Annotated in this window: 17 protein-coding genes; 8 read left to right on the top strand and 9 right to left on the bottom strand. The window is 39.7% G+C overall.

What is annotated here, in order from left to right; translation table 11 throughout:
* Positions 1-18 precede the first annotated feature (18 nt).
* A complete protein-coding gene (locus H8B17_RS11550) occupies positions 19-1,008 on the bottom strand; it encodes a diaminopimelate dehydrogenase (RefSeq protein WP_190309306.1) in 990 nt (329 codons plus the stop codon).
* 151 nt (positions 1,009-1,159) lie between these two features.
* Between H8B17_RS11550 and mgrA the strand changes: the two genes are divergently transcribed.
* The 3 genes from mgrA (at position 1,160) to H8B17_RS11535 (ending at position 4,946) form a co-directional block, all read left to right on the top strand.
* On the top strand, positions 1,160-2,191 hold the full coding sequence (mgrA, locus tag H8B17_RS11545; protein WP_190309305.1) for an L-glyceraldehyde 3-phosphate reductase: 1,032 nt from the start codon (positions 1,160-1,162) through the stop codon (positions 2,189-2,191).
* A gap of 83 nt (positions 2,192-2,274) precedes the next feature.
* Positions 2,275-3,396, top strand: a complete 1,122-nt coding sequence (locus H8B17_RS11540; RefSeq protein WP_190309304.1) for a vWA domain-containing protein — start codon at positions 2,275-2,277, stop codon at positions 3,394-3,396.
* Between the two features lie 83 nt (positions 3,397-3,479).
* Positions 3,480-4,946: a sigma 54-interacting transcriptional regulator gene (locus H8B17_RS11535; RefSeq protein WP_190309303.1), complete on the top strand. Its 1,467-nt coding sequence runs from the start codon at positions 3,480-3,482 to the stop codon at positions 4,944-4,946.
* A 148-nt stretch (positions 4,947-5,094) separates the two neighbouring features.
* On the opposite strand, the gene H8B17_RS11530 is transcribed toward H8B17_RS11535, so the two are convergent.
* Complete coding sequence (locus H8B17_RS11530) at positions 5,095-5,649, bottom strand: DNA-3-methyladenine glycosylase I (protein WP_190309302.1); 555 nt, start codon at positions 5,647-5,649, stop codon at positions 5,095-5,097.
* Positions 5,650-5,777: 128 nt separating this feature from the next.
* Between H8B17_RS11530 and H8B17_RS11525 the strand changes: the two genes are divergently transcribed.
* The gene (locus H8B17_RS11525) at positions 5,778-6,341 is read left to right on the top strand and encodes a DUF1697 domain-containing protein (protein ID WP_190309301.1); all 564 of its coding nucleotides are present in this window, start codon (positions 5,778-5,780) and stop codon (positions 6,339-6,341) included.
* A 77-nt stretch (positions 6,342-6,418) separates the two neighbouring features.
* On the opposite strand, the gene H8B17_RS11520 is transcribed toward H8B17_RS11525, so the two are convergent.
* From H8B17_RS11520 to H8B17_RS11500, 5 genes are all read right to left on the bottom strand, one after another.
* On the bottom strand, positions 6,419-6,859 hold the full coding sequence (locus H8B17_RS11520) for an SRPBCC domain-containing protein (protein ID WP_190309300.1): 441 nt from the start codon (positions 6,857-6,859) through the stop codon (positions 6,419-6,421).
* 93 nt (positions 6,860-6,952) lie between these two features.
* Positions 6,953-7,597: an HAD family hydrolase gene (locus tag H8B17_RS11515; protein ID WP_190309299.1), complete on the bottom strand. Its 645-nt coding sequence runs from the start codon at positions 7,595-7,597 to the stop codon at positions 6,953-6,955.
* Between the two features lie 155 nt (positions 7,598-7,752).
* Entirely contained in the window at positions 7,753-8,367 is a 615-nt protein-coding gene (locus tag H8B17_RS11510) for an MCP four helix bundle domain-containing protein (RefSeq protein WP_190309298.1), read from the bottom strand.
* Positions 8,368-8,501: 134 nt separating this feature from the next.
* On the bottom strand, positions 8,502-8,957 hold the full coding sequence (locus H8B17_RS11505; RefSeq protein WP_190309297.1) for a GNAT family N-acetyltransferase: 456 nt from the start codon (positions 8,955-8,957) through the stop codon (positions 8,502-8,504).
* 5 nt (positions 8,958-8,962) lie between these two features.
* Entirely contained in the window at positions 8,963-10,156 is a 1,194-nt protein-coding gene (locus H8B17_RS11500; RefSeq protein ID WP_190309296.1) for a glycoside hydrolase family 88/105 protein, read from the bottom strand.
* A gap of 418 nt (positions 10,157-10,574) precedes the next feature.
* Here H8B17_RS11500 and H8B17_RS11495 point away from each other — a divergent pair, with 418 nt between their 5' ends.
* On the top strand, positions 10,575-11,129 hold the full coding sequence (locus H8B17_RS11495; protein ID WP_190309295.1) for an AAA family ATPase: 555 nt from the start codon (positions 10,575-10,577) through the stop codon (positions 11,127-11,129).
* Between the two features lie 263 nt (positions 11,130-11,392).
* Positions 11,393-12,610: an enolase C-terminal domain-like protein gene (locus H8B17_RS11490; RefSeq protein ID WP_190309294.1), complete on the top strand. Its 1,218-nt coding sequence runs from the start codon at positions 11,393-11,395 to the stop codon at positions 12,608-12,610.
* 64 nt (positions 12,611-12,674) lie between these two features.
* Here the strand turns inward: H8B17_RS11490 and H8B17_RS11485 are convergent, their stop codons facing one another.
* Positions 12,675-13,577 carry a LysR family transcriptional regulator gene (locus H8B17_RS11485; protein WP_190309293.1) on the bottom strand — a complete coding sequence of 301 codons (903 nt, stop codon included), beginning with the start codon at positions 13,575-13,577 and terminating at the stop codon, positions 12,675-12,677.
* A gap of 93 nt (positions 13,578-13,670) precedes the next feature.
* Between H8B17_RS11485 and H8B17_RS11480 the strand changes: the two genes are divergently transcribed.
* Positions 13,671-14,312 carry an NAD(P)H-dependent oxidoreductase gene (locus H8B17_RS11480; protein ID WP_190309292.1) on the top strand — a complete coding sequence of 214 codons (642 nt, stop codon included), beginning with the start codon at positions 13,671-13,673 and terminating at the stop codon, positions 14,310-14,312.
* A gap of 82 nt (positions 14,313-14,394) precedes the next feature.
* Here the strand turns inward: H8B17_RS11480 and H8B17_RS11475 are convergent, their stop codons facing one another.
* Positions 14,395-14,958, bottom strand: coding sequence for an RNA polymerase sigma-70 factor (locus H8B17_RS11475; RefSeq protein WP_190309291.1), 564 nt, complete (start codon positions 14,956-14,958; stop codon positions 14,395-14,397).
* 133 nt (positions 14,959-15,091) lie between these two features.
* Between H8B17_RS11475 and H8B17_RS11470 the strand changes: the two genes are divergently transcribed.
* Positions 15,092-16,273, top strand: a complete 1,182-nt coding sequence (locus H8B17_RS11470; RefSeq protein WP_190309290.1) for a FecR family protein — start codon at positions 15,092-15,094, stop codon at positions 16,271-16,273.
* The last annotated feature ends 58 nt before the right edge of the window (positions 16,274-16,331 follow it).

Genomic DNA, 16,331 nt, shown 5'->3' with positions numbered 1-16,331 from the left:
TGCAGAATACAAATAAATTTATAAAAGAGTGCGACGCAACTCGTCATCCGATTTTGGAGACAGATAAGCTAAAGGTATATCCAGGACAGTTCGAGCTCCGGTTTGTCCCTGTTTTGCCATTTTTCCTACGGCCCGTGTATAGGCTACCAAAACGCTAGCCGTAAATTCCGGATTGCTTTCTAAGGCCAAGCTGAATTCAATACGTTGCTTTGCACCACTCCCTGTTGTTCCCGAACGAAAAACAATCCCACCGTGGGGCATCGTCGCATGCTCCTGTTTTAATTCCTCTTCGCTGATAAAATGTACCGTTGTTTCATAATCGGCGAAGTAATTCGGCATTCTTTTGATCACATTTTCGATTGCCTGAACATCTGCATCTTCCTCTGGCACCACATAACATACCCTTTGGTGCTTTTCGGCAGTTGTCAAAACAGGATTTTCGCCCGAGCGAACACGTTCCAGTGCACTATCGATAGGGATTGTATATTGTACGCCATTTTTTACGCCTTGCACACGTCTTACTGCATCGGAATGCCCTTGGCTTAAACCTTTTCCCCAAAATGTGTAATCTTCTCCTTCAGGTAAAATGCTCTGCCCCAATAATCTCGCCATTGAAAATAAACCCGGATCCCAGCCGGTAGATATTAGGCTCAAGGTGTCGTGTGCCTTAGTATGTGCATCTACCTTCGAGAAGTAAGTCGATATTTTCGCGTGCGTGTCGAAGCTGTCCACCGTATTAAAATATTTGGAAACCGCCAAGACTTGCTCTGGCAAATCTGTAGACGAGCCGCCACATAATACCATCACATCGATATCATCTTGATAACTTTCCAAATCATCCATGGAAACGACTTTAGCTTTGCTACCAATAGAAGCAGGAGACCTTCTCGTAAAAATAGCAATTAACTTCATATCCGGATTTTGTTTAATTGCCTTTTCTACGCCTTTTCCGAGATTACCGTATCCGACTATTCCTACCCTTAAAATATCACTTGCTGTATTTCCCATTACTAAGATTAATAAAATGATGAATTCAAAAGGCCGAATCTACGAAAAATAACTATTAGAAAACCGTTTCTCCTCATATCGTACAGACGAATGATATCATAATTTTGTCGTATATTAGAACGTAATAGATAAATATAATTAGATCTAGCGTATGAATTACACTCCTCATCCAGAAAGATACCAAAAAATGGTATATAACACATGCGGCAACAGTGGCCTAAAATTACCGGCGATATCGTTGGGACTGTGGCATAATTTCGGTGACGATAAACCGCATAGTATCAAACAAGAAATCTGCCGAACAGCATTTGATCTAGGTATTACGCATTTTGACCTAGCGAATAACTATGGGCCACCTCCGGGAACCGCAGAATTAGCTTTTGGCAGAATACTAAAAGAAGATTTTGCCGGTTTGCGTGATGAGCTGGTCATTTCGACAAAGGCCGGTTACGAAATGTGGCCAGGCCCATATGGCGAATGGGGCAGTAAAAAATATCTGATAGCGAGCTGTGATCAGAGTTTGAAGCGAATGGGACTAGATTATGTAGATATTTTCTACTCTCACCGCTTTGACCCGAATACCCCGCTGGAGGAAACGATGCAGGCATTGGATTATATCGTACGATCAGGTAAAGCTTTATATGTGGGTATTTCGTCGTATAATAGTAAGCGGACCAAGGCAGCCGTAGCTATACTTAAAGAACTCGGAACACCTTGCTTGATACACCAGCCGAGCTATTCCATGTTAAATCGATGGATTGAAGATGATGGATTGCTGGATACTATTAATGAACTAGGCATCGGTTCCATCGTTTTCTCACCACTTGCCCAAGGCATGCTTACGACAAAATACTTAAAAGATATACCAGAAGACAGCCGTGCGAGTCAGCTTAAATCTTTAAATCCAAATTTCTTAAATGACGATAATATCGAAAAGATCAAGCAGCTGAATAGAATGGCGGAAAATCGTAACCAAACGCTCGCGCAAATGGCTATCGCTTGGGTTCTCAGAAATAGACGAGTAACGTCGGCTCTTATTGGGGCCAGCAGAGCAGAACAGGTCGTGGATTGTGTAGGAGCTATAAACAATCTCGATTTTACAGATGGCGAACTAACTGAGATAGACCGTTATGCGACTGATGGCGGATTGAATATCTGGGCAAGATCTGCTGAACTTGGATGATCTATTTCTTACCTCGCCGGGCTTTTTTTATATTCTTACTTTTCAAAGACTTGATCACATCTATTATATCGTAAATTTAGCCTATGAAAAAAGCGGAAAGAACCAAAGGATTTGTTTTTAAACAATACGAAAAACCGTTTCAGACGCCTTTTGATAAGTTATTTGAGATATTCAAAGAACTTATTACCCATACCTCTGGTGATTTCGATGAGACCATTGAGTGGTTGCGGCAGCTAGATCAAGAGTTTAAACTGACCACGCCAGAATATAGTATAGACGATTTTGTGGAAGACCTGAAGAAGAAGGGATATATTGTGGAACGTGTGAGTCTCGGGAATGAAGGAGGAGTAGACCTTACTTCTAAGTTAGAGAAAGCCCTGCGGCAGAATGCTTTAGATCAGATCTTTGGCAAGATGCGTAAAGGAAAATCTGGCAATCACAAGACGAGTAATCAAGGACGGAGTGATGAAAGCATAGGTGATTTTAGAAGCTATCAATATGGAGACAACCTAGAGAAAATATCGGTGACCGAGAGTCTGAAGAATGCACAGGTCAATCATGGGATTGGTGATTTCAGTTTGTCGGAAAATGATTTGGTTGTAGAGGATACGCAGTTTAAAGCACAAATGAGTACGGTATTGATGATTGATATCAGTCATAGTATGATTTTATATGGAGAAGATCGGATTACGCCCGCGAAGAAAGTGGCCATGGCTTTATCAGAATTGATCCTTACACGTTATCCCAAGGATTCGCTGGATGTTATCGTATTTGGTAACGATGCGTGGCCTATAGCGATTAAGGACTTACCTTACCTGCAGGTTGGACCATTTCATACTAATACCGTAGCAGGCGTACAATTGGCTTTGGATATACTCCGGCGAAAGCGTCATGCCAACAAGCAGATATTTATGATTACAGACGGCAAGCCGAGCTGTTTGAATATGCCAGATGGTACTTATTATAAAAACCCTATGGGACTGGATCCCTTTATCACCAACAAATGCTATAGTATAGCGGCACAAGCCCGAAAACTCGGAATACCGATCACGACGTTCATGATTACTGCGGATCCCTATTTGCAAGAGTTTGTTGACGAGTTCACGGCCTCGAATAGAGGCAAAGCTTATTATACCGGTTTGGGTGATTTAGGCGAAATGATTTTTGAAGATTACGAAAATAATCGCAAAAAGAGGATTCGGTAAAACTGTCAATTTTTAGTAACAAGAGCAGATAAAATTATGCGAGCGACTAGCAACTTAGCTTGCACTTTATTATAAGAACACACATGGATTACACAACAATTAAGACCTTTGGACAGTTAACGGACGCAGGTTATACACCAAAAACAATAAAAGAAGAGTTACGTCAAAATTTGATAACCAAAATACGTCAGCGCGAAAACGTATTTGAAGGGGTATATGGTTACGAGGACACCGTGATTCCGGAATTAGAAAGAGCTATTCTCTCCAAACACAATATCAATTTGTTAGGACTTCGTGGTCAGGCAAAAACACGATTGGCGCGGTTGATGGTCAATTTGCTCGATGAATATATACCCGTTGTAGAGGGATCGGAAATCAATGACGACCCCTATCGCCCTCTATCGCGATATGCTGTCGAACTGCTCCAAGAAAAAGGAGAGAATACGCCTATCAGCTGGTTGCATAGAAGTGAACGTTTTTCGGAAAAATTGGCAACACCCGATGTAACCGTAGCCGATCTGATCGGCGACGTCGATCCGATTAAGGCCGCGAATTTACGGCTGAGCTATGCCGACGACCGTGTGATCCATTTTGGGATGATTCCTCGTGCGAACCGTTCGATTTTTGTCATTAATGAATTGCCAGATCTGCAAGCAAGGATTCAGGTTGCGCTTTTTAATATATTGCAGGAGGGCGATATTCAGATTCGTGGATTCAAATTGCGTCTTCCGCTGGATGTACAATTCGTGTTTACCGCCAATCCAGAAGATTATACGAATCGAGGCAGCATCGTAACACCATTGAAAGACCGTATAGGATCGCAGATCTTAACTCATTATCCAACTTCGGTCGAAGTAGCCAAGACGATCACTGCCCAAGAAGCGGCTTTAGAAGCAGATCAAGAGAAATCCATCTATGTCCCTGAACTAGCACGTGAGATCATCGAGCAAATCAGTTTTGAGGCACGGGAGAGTGAATACGTTGATGCCAAAAGCGGTGTCAGTGCCCGAATGAGTATTACGGCCTTTCAAAACTTGCTGAGTACCGCTGAGCTTCGCATGTTGCAGACCGGAGATACCTCCACTACTGTTCGATTGAGTGATTTCATGGGGATTGTCCCTGCTATAACAGGAAAAGTAGAACTCCTATACGAAGGCGATCAAGAAGGAGCGGCTTCTGTAGCCATCCAATTGATTGAAAACGCTGTCAAAACCTTGTTTCCGACCTTATTTCCGAAAATTGAAAAACTGGAGAAAGAGAATAAGCAATATCCGTATGATGATATCGTGCGTTGGTTCCTGGATTCGGATGGAATTGAATTGCCAGACGATTTGTCAAACCTAGACTACCAACAAAAATTAGCGCAAGTAGAACCTGTCCGCACGTTGATACAGGCATACCATTCCGACATCAAGCCCGAAGATATTTACTTTCTCACTGAATTTGTGCTGTGGGGGTTGACTTTGCACAGTAAATTAAGCAAGTACAGAATAGGTAACAGTGTGCAGTTTCAAGACAGTATTCAGGGATATCTGAGAAATAATATTTAAAGACAAGTCCAATTGAAGAAGACAGTGAGGTTGATAGGGTGACACTTAGCTTTACATATCGAATAAACGAATTGGGCGAGACGCTGAAATTCAGTAAAATCGAATTTGGAGATAAAGAATTTTAAGTCTTGATCATCGGAGATAACCATTAATCCTGCATGGTCCACATAGGGCCTTGTTTGATAATTTCTTTATGTATCGGACAATCTGCTGCATGCGCACCTGGCAAATAACCAATGCTCATTAAAAATTCGTTTACAATTTCCCCTCCGGTGAAGAGAAATGTTTTTTTAAACAGCTTTACCCATTCTTCTTTCGTTTTCGGGTGGTTGTGTTCTAGCCATTTTTCAAACGAGCCAAATTCCCTTTGCAAGACAAGAATTGTTTTTGCGTTCTCTATTGCTGCATTTACTTTTAGTTTATTACGGATAACCCCGGGGTCTGCCAATAGCCGTGCTTTGTCCGTTTCCGTATAGCCTGCGACTTTTTTAATATTAAAATTATTATAAGCTTTCCGGAAAGTATTTTCTTTCTTTAAGATCGTTTCCCAACTTAAACCTGCTTGATTAATTTCTAATATTAATCTGCCAAACAGCTCATCGTCATTATGGATAGGAAAACCGTAGTGATTGTCATGGTAATTTTTGTGCAGTACCTTTTTTTCTTCGGATTGCATGGCTTCTATAGCGGAACAATAGCTCATATCTTATATTTTAAATATCTATGCGTATAGGGTAGATCTGTGCAACAATATACGAACTTTACTAGAAAAATCTTGTTCTTATCCGAATCGTAAGTGTATCTTTTGTAACTTAGAAACAGAAATATATAATGAGGGAGGTATTAATGGCGGTAGACACCAAATCCGATCATAAATTTTGCGCATTTCTACGAGGCGTGAATGTAAAAGGTACGAATATGAAAATGGCAGAAGTCTGTTCCGTATTCGAACGAGCGGGACTGAAGGAGGTTTCCTCCGTCCTAGCTTCGGGAAATATCATATTTTCCGCGGGAGCCAAGGTGGATGCATTAAAAGAATTATTGGAAAAAGCGATGTCAGAACATTTTTCTTATGAAGCTTTTCTATTCGTGAAGACCCAAAAGGAGATTGAATCTATTTTTCAGGAGAACCCTTTCTCGACGGATCCCGCATATCATATTTACGGCTTTGTAGGTGTGGATGGTATAGCACAAATCCTAATGTCGGAATTTGAAAAAGCTGAAAAGACATTTGGAGAAGAGGCGCAGGTTAAAGGGCAAAACTTTTACTGGAAAGTTCCAAAAGGAAATACCCTAGATTCCCAATTTGGAAAAATATTGGGAAGAAAGAATCTAAAAGCTTCGTTTACCTCGCGAAATCTCAATACTTTTGAGAAAGTGTTAAAAAAGATATAAACCCAATACCAATCGTAAACATTGTTTGTTTCAAAGCTTACCAAAGGATTATTCTCCTTTTGTATGGTTTGAATAAATCATGATGGCTCCATATAATCGAAAGCACCTTTGCGAAGCTGAATTCCGTATTCTAGGTAAGCCTTCATACAATCGAGAAAATTACCCCAGCCAAATGTATTGTCCGTAAGCCATGTGAGATTTTTTTCGTTTAATTCTTTGTCGCCCTCCGTAACTTTGACGACTGTGCTTTTGTCTGGTTGTTCTTCCAACGTAATACGTACAACGGTTTCCTCGTCCCATACAAATGCAATGAATCTATTCGGTTGTATTTCCGTAACGCTGACAGGGAATTTACCTGGAAAATCTCCAAATTCCCAAGTAAGTTCTTTACCTGTTTCCATACGACCCGAACTTTCAGAAATAAAATATTTCGTTATTTTATCAGGATTTACTATAGCTTCAAAAACTTCCTGTATCGGTTTTTGAATTTGTAGGGTAGCTTTTGCTGTAAGTTTCATAAACAATAGTATTTCAATTTGGAGTTCCTTATGAACACAAATATAAAACGGTTGAATTAAAACCAAGTTGTCTTGTGGCAAGAAAATATTTCCTCAAATACGAGGAACGAAATAATGCGTTAATTCTTCAAACGAATTAAATTTTAAGTCATACGTCGTCGCTTCTCCAAATCCATAGTTAACAAATACGAAAGGAATATCGGCGATCTTAGACTGTTCGCCATCGGCAGCCGTATCTCCGACATATACAGGTTTTTTAAAGGCATACTTATCCATTAGGTACCTTATATTCTTGTGCTTAGGTTTAAAATTGGGAGCATGTGCAATGCTATCTGTGATATGTTTTCCAATGCCAGCCCATTCCGTAAAATACTTAATGGTAAATTCAGCACAATTACTTACTATAAACAGTTTATAATGTCGGCTCAATTCCTCCAATCCTTCGCTTACATAGGGATACAGTTCCCCTCCATGTGTTTTAATATTTTCATATTGAAGGTCGATGATGTCTTTATACATCATCTTTCTTTCTTTGTAAGGAAATTCAGGTAACATAATTTCTAGATATTTATCTTCCTCCATCCCCATGAGCCCATAGAGATCCTGCTTTACCAGCTTTTTTTCGATATTTTTGCTCCTGAAAAAATCGTTAAATCCTCGAACATAACATTCTACACCATTCCAGAGGGTGCCGTCCATGTCAAAAATAATTGCATCAACTTGATTTGCATTCACCATTCCTATTGTTTTACATTTATTTATAATAAGCACAAATTGTAAATAACAAATCTACTTAAAATAATATAGGTCGTCCCCGACTTTATCGGCTAAATGCCTTTCCGTTCTTATCATGACATATAGGTCCCGTTGTTGTAATGGGATAGCTATTATATTCAATTCAAATTTTCGTTCGTCTGTTTTTTGATTCCCCTTAGCGTTTTTGAAGTAAACACAAGTGCTTGGATGATTATAGCGATGATAATGAGAATCACGAGCTCCAAATAGGATAATATATTTGAGAAATAAGTCATATTTAGGACCTCGTCTAATTGCTTTTTTCCCTCCTCTACCTGTATAGAAGACAAGGTCTGCAACGTGTCCCCCGCTGCACGTGCCGCCAATAATGCTGAGGCATGGTCGCTATCATTGTTTACGGATATGGCTTGACAGTGCTGCTTGAAAATTTCAAAATTAGTTCTTTCCATATCCGTGAGTGTCGTTTTTTCGTATAGCTCATTGAGTGCGGCTACGTCCGCTAGACGGGCGTTTACCAGTGCAGTAACACCGTCGTGTTTACTGTTTAAGGCGGTAGTGATGCCCTCCATTTGTCTTGATAATAGGAGGATATATTGTGCTACTACCAGTCGATCTTCGTAAATGGAAGTAACCGCTATACTTATTCGTGTGGCAATTCGTTGCTCACGCATATTGGTCAGCATTACCAGACCAATTACAGTGAACAACAGAATGGCTGCCGTCATTTTCTGTTTAATCGCAAATGTCCACATGATCCTTAATTTAACCGAACAATTCCATGTGTCAGGCTTATAATTAAGACAATTTAAGAAATTATTTTCAGAAAGCTATACGCGTCGTAATAATATAGAGTAAAAAAATCATCCCGATTAAAATAGATAGGAGGTTATCGTTTTTCCCACGTAAAGTGTAAAACATCGTCCTCGGCAGTAGGTTGTGTTTTTCGATAAAAGTCCAACGCATGCGTGTCGGCTTTTTCTGCTTGTACAAACAATTCTTCGTACCCGTTCTGCTGAAAATAAAGTTTTGTCTCTTGGATTAAAGTTGTTCCCACACCGTGTCGCTGCCATTGAGGACACACTGCCACATCAAAAATATAGGCTAAAGGTTTTTCGCAATAATATTGATTCAACGTGTAAACGGTCAAACCGCCTATCACCGAACTTTCTTTTAGAACTACAAACACGTGAAAATCGTCTTTAGAGAGCAATTTATGAAGGTACGCACGTTTTGGCATGAAAAACTCTGTCATCTCAAAAATGTCTGCGAATAACTTGATAAGTTGTTCAAAACGCACGATATCGTTGATAGATAGCTTTTTAATATGGAGGTTTTTATCCATGTCGTTTATTCCAGCATGGCTTCATTAGCAGCCAATACAAAAGCCCCCATTCCTTTTGGATCATCTTGTATAACAGGCTCGCTCATATAATATTCAAAACTACCATCTCTGTACGGATCACCCCCTAGACCAGAAACCATAACCGTTCCGTTTAAATGATAATAACCATCATCTCCCTTTTCGATAAACTGTTTAATTAATCCCTCATACCCTTTTTTTCCTATCGTTCGATATTTTGGAGAGATGTACCCCAATCTGCTTCCCTTTAACATGGTGTATACAAACATAGATGAAGCGGAAGCTTCGGGATAGTTCCCTTCCTGAGAAGCTTTATCGACCACCTGATACCAAACACCATTACTAGGGTGTTGTACTTTTGCTACTGCTTCCACAAATCGATTTAATATAGCGAGCAAAGTATCGCGTTTAGGATGATCTTCCGGAAAATACTCTAAAACATCTACGAGAGCGGTACCATACCATCCCATCGCTCTACCCCATATATTCGGAGATTTCCCCGTTTGTCTATTCGACCAACGTTGCTTTTTACTTTCATCCCAAGCATGGTGCAACAACCCCGTTTCACTATCCCGCGAATATTTTTCCATCAAGATAAACTGTTTAGCAATGTCATCAAAATTATTTGGTTCATTAAATACTTTTGAATAATGTGCATAGAAGGGTTGTCCCATATATAATCCATCTAACCACATTTGGTGGGGATATCGTTTCTTATGCCAAAAACCGCCTTCACTCGTTCTTGGATGCGTATATAATTGCTGTCTGATGTATTTAGCAGCGTCCGCATACTTCTGCTGATCAGTCTTCTCAAACAGATAGATCATAATTTTTCCATTACGAACGTAATCTATATTATAAGAAGCCTGATCGTAAAACTTAATATTACCATCAGGTAATAAGAATCTATCCATTTGCTTTTGAATATAATCAAAATAGGTTTGATCGCCTGTCCTAGCATAAACATTAGCGATTGCTTCTAGAAACAGTCCGATATCATACGACCAACCCGCCGATTTTCCATCTAATCTGCTCAGGGAGTCCGGCCATTTGTGCATAATGGTTTTACTAATTTCCTGCGCATAATCTATTTTTTGTCCCCCATTAATAGGTATTGCACAAACTTGCCATACCGATAGCATTATGCTGAAAAGTAAAATAGATAAATATTTTATATTCATATCAAAAGCTTGATGTAGTGAAAATTTAAAAACACATACGGCAGACTAAGAAGTTTATTTTGTCTCGAACCGTGAATAAATATATAAAAAAAATTAACTAGTTCAAGTTTTGATGTGCAGTATACCCGTATCTGCCAGAGGCTTGCTAACCTTAGTCGATAAATTTATGGTTTGTTCAAAATAATTTATTATTATTATCACGCTTTCAGCATATCGGTTACCAAGTCGTTTGTTTTCGAAGAAATTCTGTTGGATATTTCTACGATAAAAACGCGTATTAAAACGGAGTGCATTTCCGCCAAACGACGACGATTTGAACAACTTATCATGACCATATTTCAAAAAATACAACCTGTTAATTTAACATGATGGCTTGGTTGAACTTTTTCTCAATTTTTAATAAACAATAGAACAGAAAATGGGAACAAACAATTTTTATATAATTACCGGTGGTCCCGGAGTTGGAAAAACAACACTGATAAATGAGCTTAGAAGAATAGGTTGTATAACCGTTGAAGAAGAAGCAAGAAGAGTTATTAAAGATCAGTTAACGATAGGTGGTGACGGTATACCATGGAGAAACAAAGCCTTATATGCTCAATTGATGTTTGACGCTTCGGTAAGAACGTTTGAGAAAATAAAAAATAAAAAATTCACTGACCCCGTATATTTTGACCGTGGTATTTTAGATACCATTTGTTATATGAATATGGAGAATATACCGGTATCCGAGGAGACCCGGGAAGTCATCCATAAAAGCGTATATAACAGCAATGTCTTTATTCTTCCGCCATGGAGAGAGATCTACCAAACGGATAGCGAACGGAAGCAGTCCTGGAAAGAGGCTTTATTCACCTTTGATAAGATGAAAGAAACCTATCTATCATACGGTTACAATGTAATTGAAGTACCTAAAACTTCCGTTTTAGAGAGACAACAGTTTGTCGTAGAGAAAACGAAAAACTGTCTATAATATTTATCGCATCCCAAGCTTTGTGTACCGACGATGTATCTAACGTCGAAGAAGTGAAAAATCACGATATCCATACCTAGTTTCCGAAGAATTGATACACAATGTAAATATATTGAGACAGTATTGTTATAAGAAGTGTTCGATTTTATTGTATTTTTAGCAATCCGAACAGATAGGGAATCTTAGTTAATACAAAAAGCCTCTGAGGAGCTACTCTATTTCTATTCAGATTGTTATACAGTTATAAACAAAATAAATACCATATGAAAAGAAGAACATTTTTACAGACGCTCAACGTAGGTATCGCTTCAGCCACTCTTTTTAGTGGCAAAAGTCACGCTATGTACCTAACATCACTCGCCGATAGAACAGTCGATGACAAGGAGTTGGCTTACCATCGGATACAGGAAATCAAATTTTCAACCGTAAAGCTGAACTATCCGCGTCTGGTTGGTAAAAATGCTCGCCTCGATCTGCATGGTTACGGACCAAATGTAGAAATAGTCTGCTTGATCACAGACAAAGGAGCCGTCGGCTGGGCTTCTTTACGAGGGGGAAAGCATGATGCTGAAAAGATTATGGGTGAACTTGTCGGTAAAAACGTATCAGAGCTGTTTTCAGTTAAGATGGGTACGTTGCAGGATCGACATATTCCGTTCGATATGGCGCTTCACGATCTTGCAGGTGTAATTTTACAAAAGCCGGTATATGCTTTATTAGGGAAAGATAAACCATTTATCACAAACTATTATAGCGGTATGATCTATTTTGATGATTTGGAACCGGCCGAGAAACCTGCAGGCATCGACCGTATATTGGAAGAATGCCGTTATGACTATAATGTCGGATACAGACAGTTCAAGCTGAAAATAGGCCGTGGGCATAAGTGGATGCCGTATAAAGAGGGATTACAGCGTGACATTGACGTCACCCAGGCCGTGGCACAAGCTTTTCCTGATTGTGACATTCTCGTCGATGGCAACAACGGATTTACTTCTGACCAATTTATTGATTATTTGAAAGGTATTGCGGGTATTAAACTGTTTTGGATAGAAGAACCTTTTCATGAAACCATTGCCGACTATCAGAAGTTACGTAATTTTATAAAAAGCGAAGACATCAAAACATTATTGGCAGACGGCGAGGCAGATCCTGATCAACAATTTTTAAAAGAACTAATTCAGAAGGACCTATTGGATGTGCACTTAACCGATATCGAAGGGTTAGGGTTTACCAATTGGCGAAGATTGATGCCTGAACTCAAAAAATTGGGCGCGCAAGCGTCACCACATGCCTGGGGTTCACTTCTAAAGACCAATTATACGGCGCATTTAACGGGCGGATTAGGTAATACCGTGACCATCGAAGGTGTCACCAGCTCTTCGGATGAGGTGGATCTTTCTGGTTACATCATTAAAGACGGTAAATTAATCCCTCCATCGGCACCGGGTTTTGGTATGCCGTTGTTGAAGAAAATATAGCGGTATATTGGGTCGGCTACGGCTGTCTTTTGATGGAAAATGGAGTGCCAAAAGCAATGAGGTTTCATATGGGCGGGATATGAAACTCATCCACCAAAATTTTTTCTATACATTCTATCTCATCCATAAAAAGAGACTGTTTTCTTTTTCCAAAATATAAAGTATTCTCAATAGGTTTGTCACCATCCCAGATTTTATAGATTTTTTGATTATCCATTGCATCTTTACATAAAAAATCAGGCAAAATAGCTAGGCCACTTCCCGTTGACAGACATCGGATGATAGAGAACTTATTGGGCACGATATAATTAGGAACAAAATCAGGACGTTCACCGAAGTTACATTCCCAGAACTCGTTCAGGAAACTCATATTTGCCGCAGTGCTATACCAAAGTTGGGATTTCATCCATCCTTTGAGGGCCTCTTTGCCATCTTGAATTCGAAAGGACGAAATATCCGTATGTCGACCTGCAACCAGCGTAAACCTCTCCGTAGTAAAAGGAGTATAGATCAAATTACTTCGGCTAGAAACAGAAGAAGTTAATATTAAATCCACGGATCCGCTTTCTAACGATTGCATCAGCTCCTCGTTACTGCCAAACCTCATGATCAGATTAAAATTTAGATCCGGAATATATTTCTCTAGGGCCTGTTGGAAAGTTTCCACGCACATACCCACACTAACGGTAGACCTCTCACGACCCGATTTCCGTCGAAAACGCATCTCAATATCTTCCATAATAAGCAAAGACTTTAACATTTGCTGGTAAAGCAACTTTCCTTTCTCGGTAGGAATCATACGCCGAGACGTGCGTTCGAACAAAGGGAAACCGGTATAGGTTTCCAGCGCGTTTAGATGCAAACCTACCCCCGGCTGCGAAACAAATAGCTGTTTCGCCGCGCCACTCATTGTACCCGTTTCATATATGGCCCTAAATGTTCGAAACCATTCAAGATTTGCCTGCATATAATAAATATTATAGTTTGGTCAAATTTACATTATTTTTATTATATAACATAACTCAATAATTTTGTTGCTCATCTATAAATTTCTAAAATAATGGCAAAAATATTTATCATTAATGGAGGTCAAGCATTCAATGAATCTAAAGGATTATTCAACAAACTGCTGACCGAATGGTCAGGACATTCCCTGACCGAACTTGGTTTTGAAATACGTACCACCCACGTGGAAGAAGGATATGAAATAGAAAGGGAAATTGAAAATTTTGTGTGGGCCGATGCGATTATTGTGCACACACCCATTTGGTGGTTTCAGCTTCCGTACAAACTGAAAGAATATATTGACGTGGTGTTCCAGCACGGGCGTGGAAAGATTTACAAAAGCGACGGACGCACGCGCACAAATCCTGAAATCGACTACGGAACAGGCGGGTTGCTAACAGGAAAAAAGTATATGATTACATCGAGTTGGAACGCACCTGAAGGTGCGTTCACAATCGAAAACGAATTGATGGATCAAACCACCGTAGACGACGGCGTCTTGTTCGGGGTCCACATTGCCATGAAATTTGTTGGCTTGTCAAAATTAGACGGTTTCCATTTTTACGATATCGTTAAAGGACTCACTCCACAACGTTTTAGCGAATATCATAAGAATTACATTTCGCATCTAAAGCAGATATTTCAACCACTCATGAAATCCAATAAGAAGAGCGAGCCCGTGGCTGATCGAGCCTGAGGAAATGGTGAAACAAAAGGCTATGCCATCATAAAGGTGTAGCCACCATTTTGGTAGGAAGGGGAAACAGCTTGCGATGTTATTAAAGTAGCGTTGTTAAGAAACCCGCTAACCGCGCTCTTAGTTTTTTAAAAGCTTTTCCTAAATGCGCTTCCACCGTCTTTTCCGAAATACCCAATTCTGTTGCTATCTTCTGTTGGGAATAACCATCCTGACGACTTAGTCGAAAAACCAACTGGCATTTTTCGGGTAGCTTTTGAACATGTTTCTCCAATTCCTCTTGCAGCTCTTCAAACGCTAATTTCTGCTGTGTAGAGTCATCAATCAATCGGTTAGCTAATACACTATCTAAATAACGCTTTTCATTATACTTTCTATCCATTGATTTGATCACTCGATATTTTACGGATACAGCGAGATAGCTGGCCAAATCCGATCGAAGCACCATATCAAAACGTTTGTTCCATAACGACGTAAATAAGTCTTGGACAATTTCCTCTGCTTCTTCTAAAGACCCTACGCGGTTAGCCGCTACCGTAAACAATTTTTTCCAGAAGCGGTTATAAATTTCTGTAAATGCATTTTCATCACCTTTATGAAGATGTAAATACAATTCATTATCCGATAAATCCCTATAAATAATCATAACTAACTACCGATTTATTTTGGTTGGTCTTGCCGCAATGGGTCAAATATAAATATTTTATGCGTCAAGAAAAAAATTAAAAACGGTGTAAGGGATTTGCGCTCGAACGAGGACATATATTAAAGCTCCTGTTATGAATGATATAAATAGATACCGCGAGTTGGCGTCGAAATGGCTAAATGGAAGTATAACCGAAGTAGAGAAAGAAGAGTTCCTTACTTGGTATAAAGCACACGTAGACGAGCAAATAAACATACCGCCGTCTTTTGCAAAAGACGAGCGGGCGTTAAAGCAACGGATATTGTCTAATGTGCAAGCATCTATGCAATCACCATATAACGGAAAAACCGGGAAGATACGTGCGTTAAAGAAAAAACTACGCGCGGCAGCGGCTATCATTACACTAGCTGTTCTCGGAGCTGGATCCTATTATCTAGCCATTCAAAAAACAGCGGAAGTGCATACAAGTCTAGAGGATGTGAATCCCGGAAAGAACAAAGCCTTTCTATCTCTAAATGATGGTCCCGTGATTGATCTACAGGAAGGCGGACAAGGCCTTGTTATAGGCGAGGAGCTGCATTATACGGACGGCACTATACTTGAATCAGAATTATTCAACAACGTGGATAGCGAAAGCAGCTTTGTGACGCTGTCAACCCCAAGAGGCGGAGAATACCAACTAGAGCTCTCCGATGGTACACGTGTCTGGCTAAACGCTGCGTCATCTATTCGTTTTCCTAGGAAGTTTAACAAAAATAAAAGAGAAGTAGAGCTATTAGCAGGAGAAGCATTTTTCGACGTGGCGGCATATTCGCAGGATGGAAAGAAAGTGTCCTTTTTTGTTAAAAATGATGAACAACTTGTGGAAGTATTAGGTACACAATTCAATATTAACGCTTATGATAAAAAGCTAGGAATCGTCACTACCGTTGCAGAAGGATCTGTGTCCGTCAAGTCAAATAATAAATCTTACAGATACGCACGCATGGTTCTCGCCGTAGGTATGCAGACCATTGTTAATGAAAAAGGAGTTACAAAATACCAGGTGGATCCAGAACCGTTTTTAGCTTGGAAAGAAGGATACTTTTATTTTAATGATGCAAATATTTACACGGTACTCCAAGCCTTCGAACGATGGTACGATATTGACGTGAATTATGAAATAGTACGTTCAGATGACCTGTTTTATGGTAAACTCCCAAAGAATGTGACACTGGACAAGGCCCTATATATTCTAAAAACTGCTGGCGTACACTTTGAATTAAATAATGGACGACAATTAACCATAAAAAATAAAGAATCTGATGAGAAGTAGATTGGCAAATTCAGGGGTTCCATAACCGCTGTCGTAAGTAGACTTCGAATAAAAAACC

Source organism: Sphingobacterium arenae, assembly GCF_014692505.1.
GTDB lineage: Bacteria > Bacteroidota > Bacteroidia > Sphingobacteriales > Sphingobacteriaceae > Sphingobacterium > Sphingobacterium arenae.
Note: the sequence above shows the minus strand (reverse complement) of the source record. Positions and strands in the feature narration are given on the sequence as shown.

Bases quoted from the DNA above. Each gene is read 5' to 3' on its own strand.
- H8B17_RS11525 (WP_190309301.1), top strand. From the start codon at position 5,778: ATGAGGGAGGTATTAATGGCGGTAGACACCAAATCCGATCATAAATTT.
- H8B17_RS11510 (WP_190309298.1), bottom strand. From the start codon at position 8,367: ATGTGGACATTTGCGATTAAACAGAAAATGACGGCAGCCATTCTGTTG.
- H8B17_RS11530 (WP_190309302.1), bottom strand. From the start codon at position 5,649: ATGAGCTATTGTTCCGCTATAGAAGCCATGCAATCCGAAGAAAAAAAG.
- H8B17_RS11490 (WP_190309294.1), top strand. From the start codon at position 11,393: ATGAAAAGAAGAACATTTTTACAGACGCTCAACGTAGGTATCGCTTCA.
- H8B17_RS11515 (WP_190309299.1), bottom strand. From the start codon at position 7,597: ATGGTGAATGCAAATCAAGTTGATGCAATTATTTTTGACATGGACGGC.
- H8B17_RS11475 (WP_190309291.1), bottom strand. From the start codon at position 14,958: ATGATTATTTATAGGGATTTATCGGATAATGAATTGTATTTACATCTT.
- H8B17_RS11485 (WP_190309293.1), bottom strand. From the start codon at position 13,577: ATGCAGGCAAATCTTGAATGGTTTCGAACATTTAGGGCCATATATGAA.
- mgrA (WP_190309305.1), top strand. From the start codon at position 1,160: ATGAATTACACTCCTCATCCAGAAAGATACCAAAAAATGGTATATAAC.
- H8B17_RS11470 (WP_190309290.1), top strand. From the start codon at position 15,092: ATGAATGATATAAATAGATACCGCGAGTTGGCGTCGAAATGGCTAAAT.
- H8B17_RS11520 (WP_190309300.1), bottom strand. From the start codon at position 6,859: ATGAAACTTACAGCAAAAGCTACCCTACAAATTCAAAAACCGATACAG.
- H8B17_RS11505 (WP_190309297.1), bottom strand. From the start codon at position 8,957: ATGGATAAAAACCTCCATATTAAAAAGCTATCTATCAACGATATCGTG.
- H8B17_RS11495 (WP_190309295.1), top strand. From the start codon at position 10,575: ATGGGAACAAACAATTTTTATATAATTACCGGTGGTCCCGGAGTTGGA.
- H8B17_RS11550 (WP_190309306.1), bottom strand. From the start codon at position 1,008: ATGGGAAATACAGCAAGTGATATTTTAAGGGTAGGAATAGTCGGATAC.
- H8B17_RS11480 (WP_190309292.1), top strand. From the start codon at position 13,671: ATGGCAAAAATATTTATCATTAATGGAGGTCAAGCATTCAATGAATCT.
- H8B17_RS11535 (WP_190309303.1), top strand. From the start codon at position 3,480: ATGGATTACACAACAATTAAGACCTTTGGACAGTTAACGGACGCAGGT.
- H8B17_RS11500 (WP_190309296.1), bottom strand. From the start codon at position 10,156: ATGAATATAAAATATTTATCTATTTTACTTTTCAGCATAATGCTATCG.
- H8B17_RS11540 (WP_190309304.1), top strand. From the start codon at position 2,275: ATGAAAAAAGCGGAAAGAACCAAAGGATTTGTTTTTAAACAATACGAA.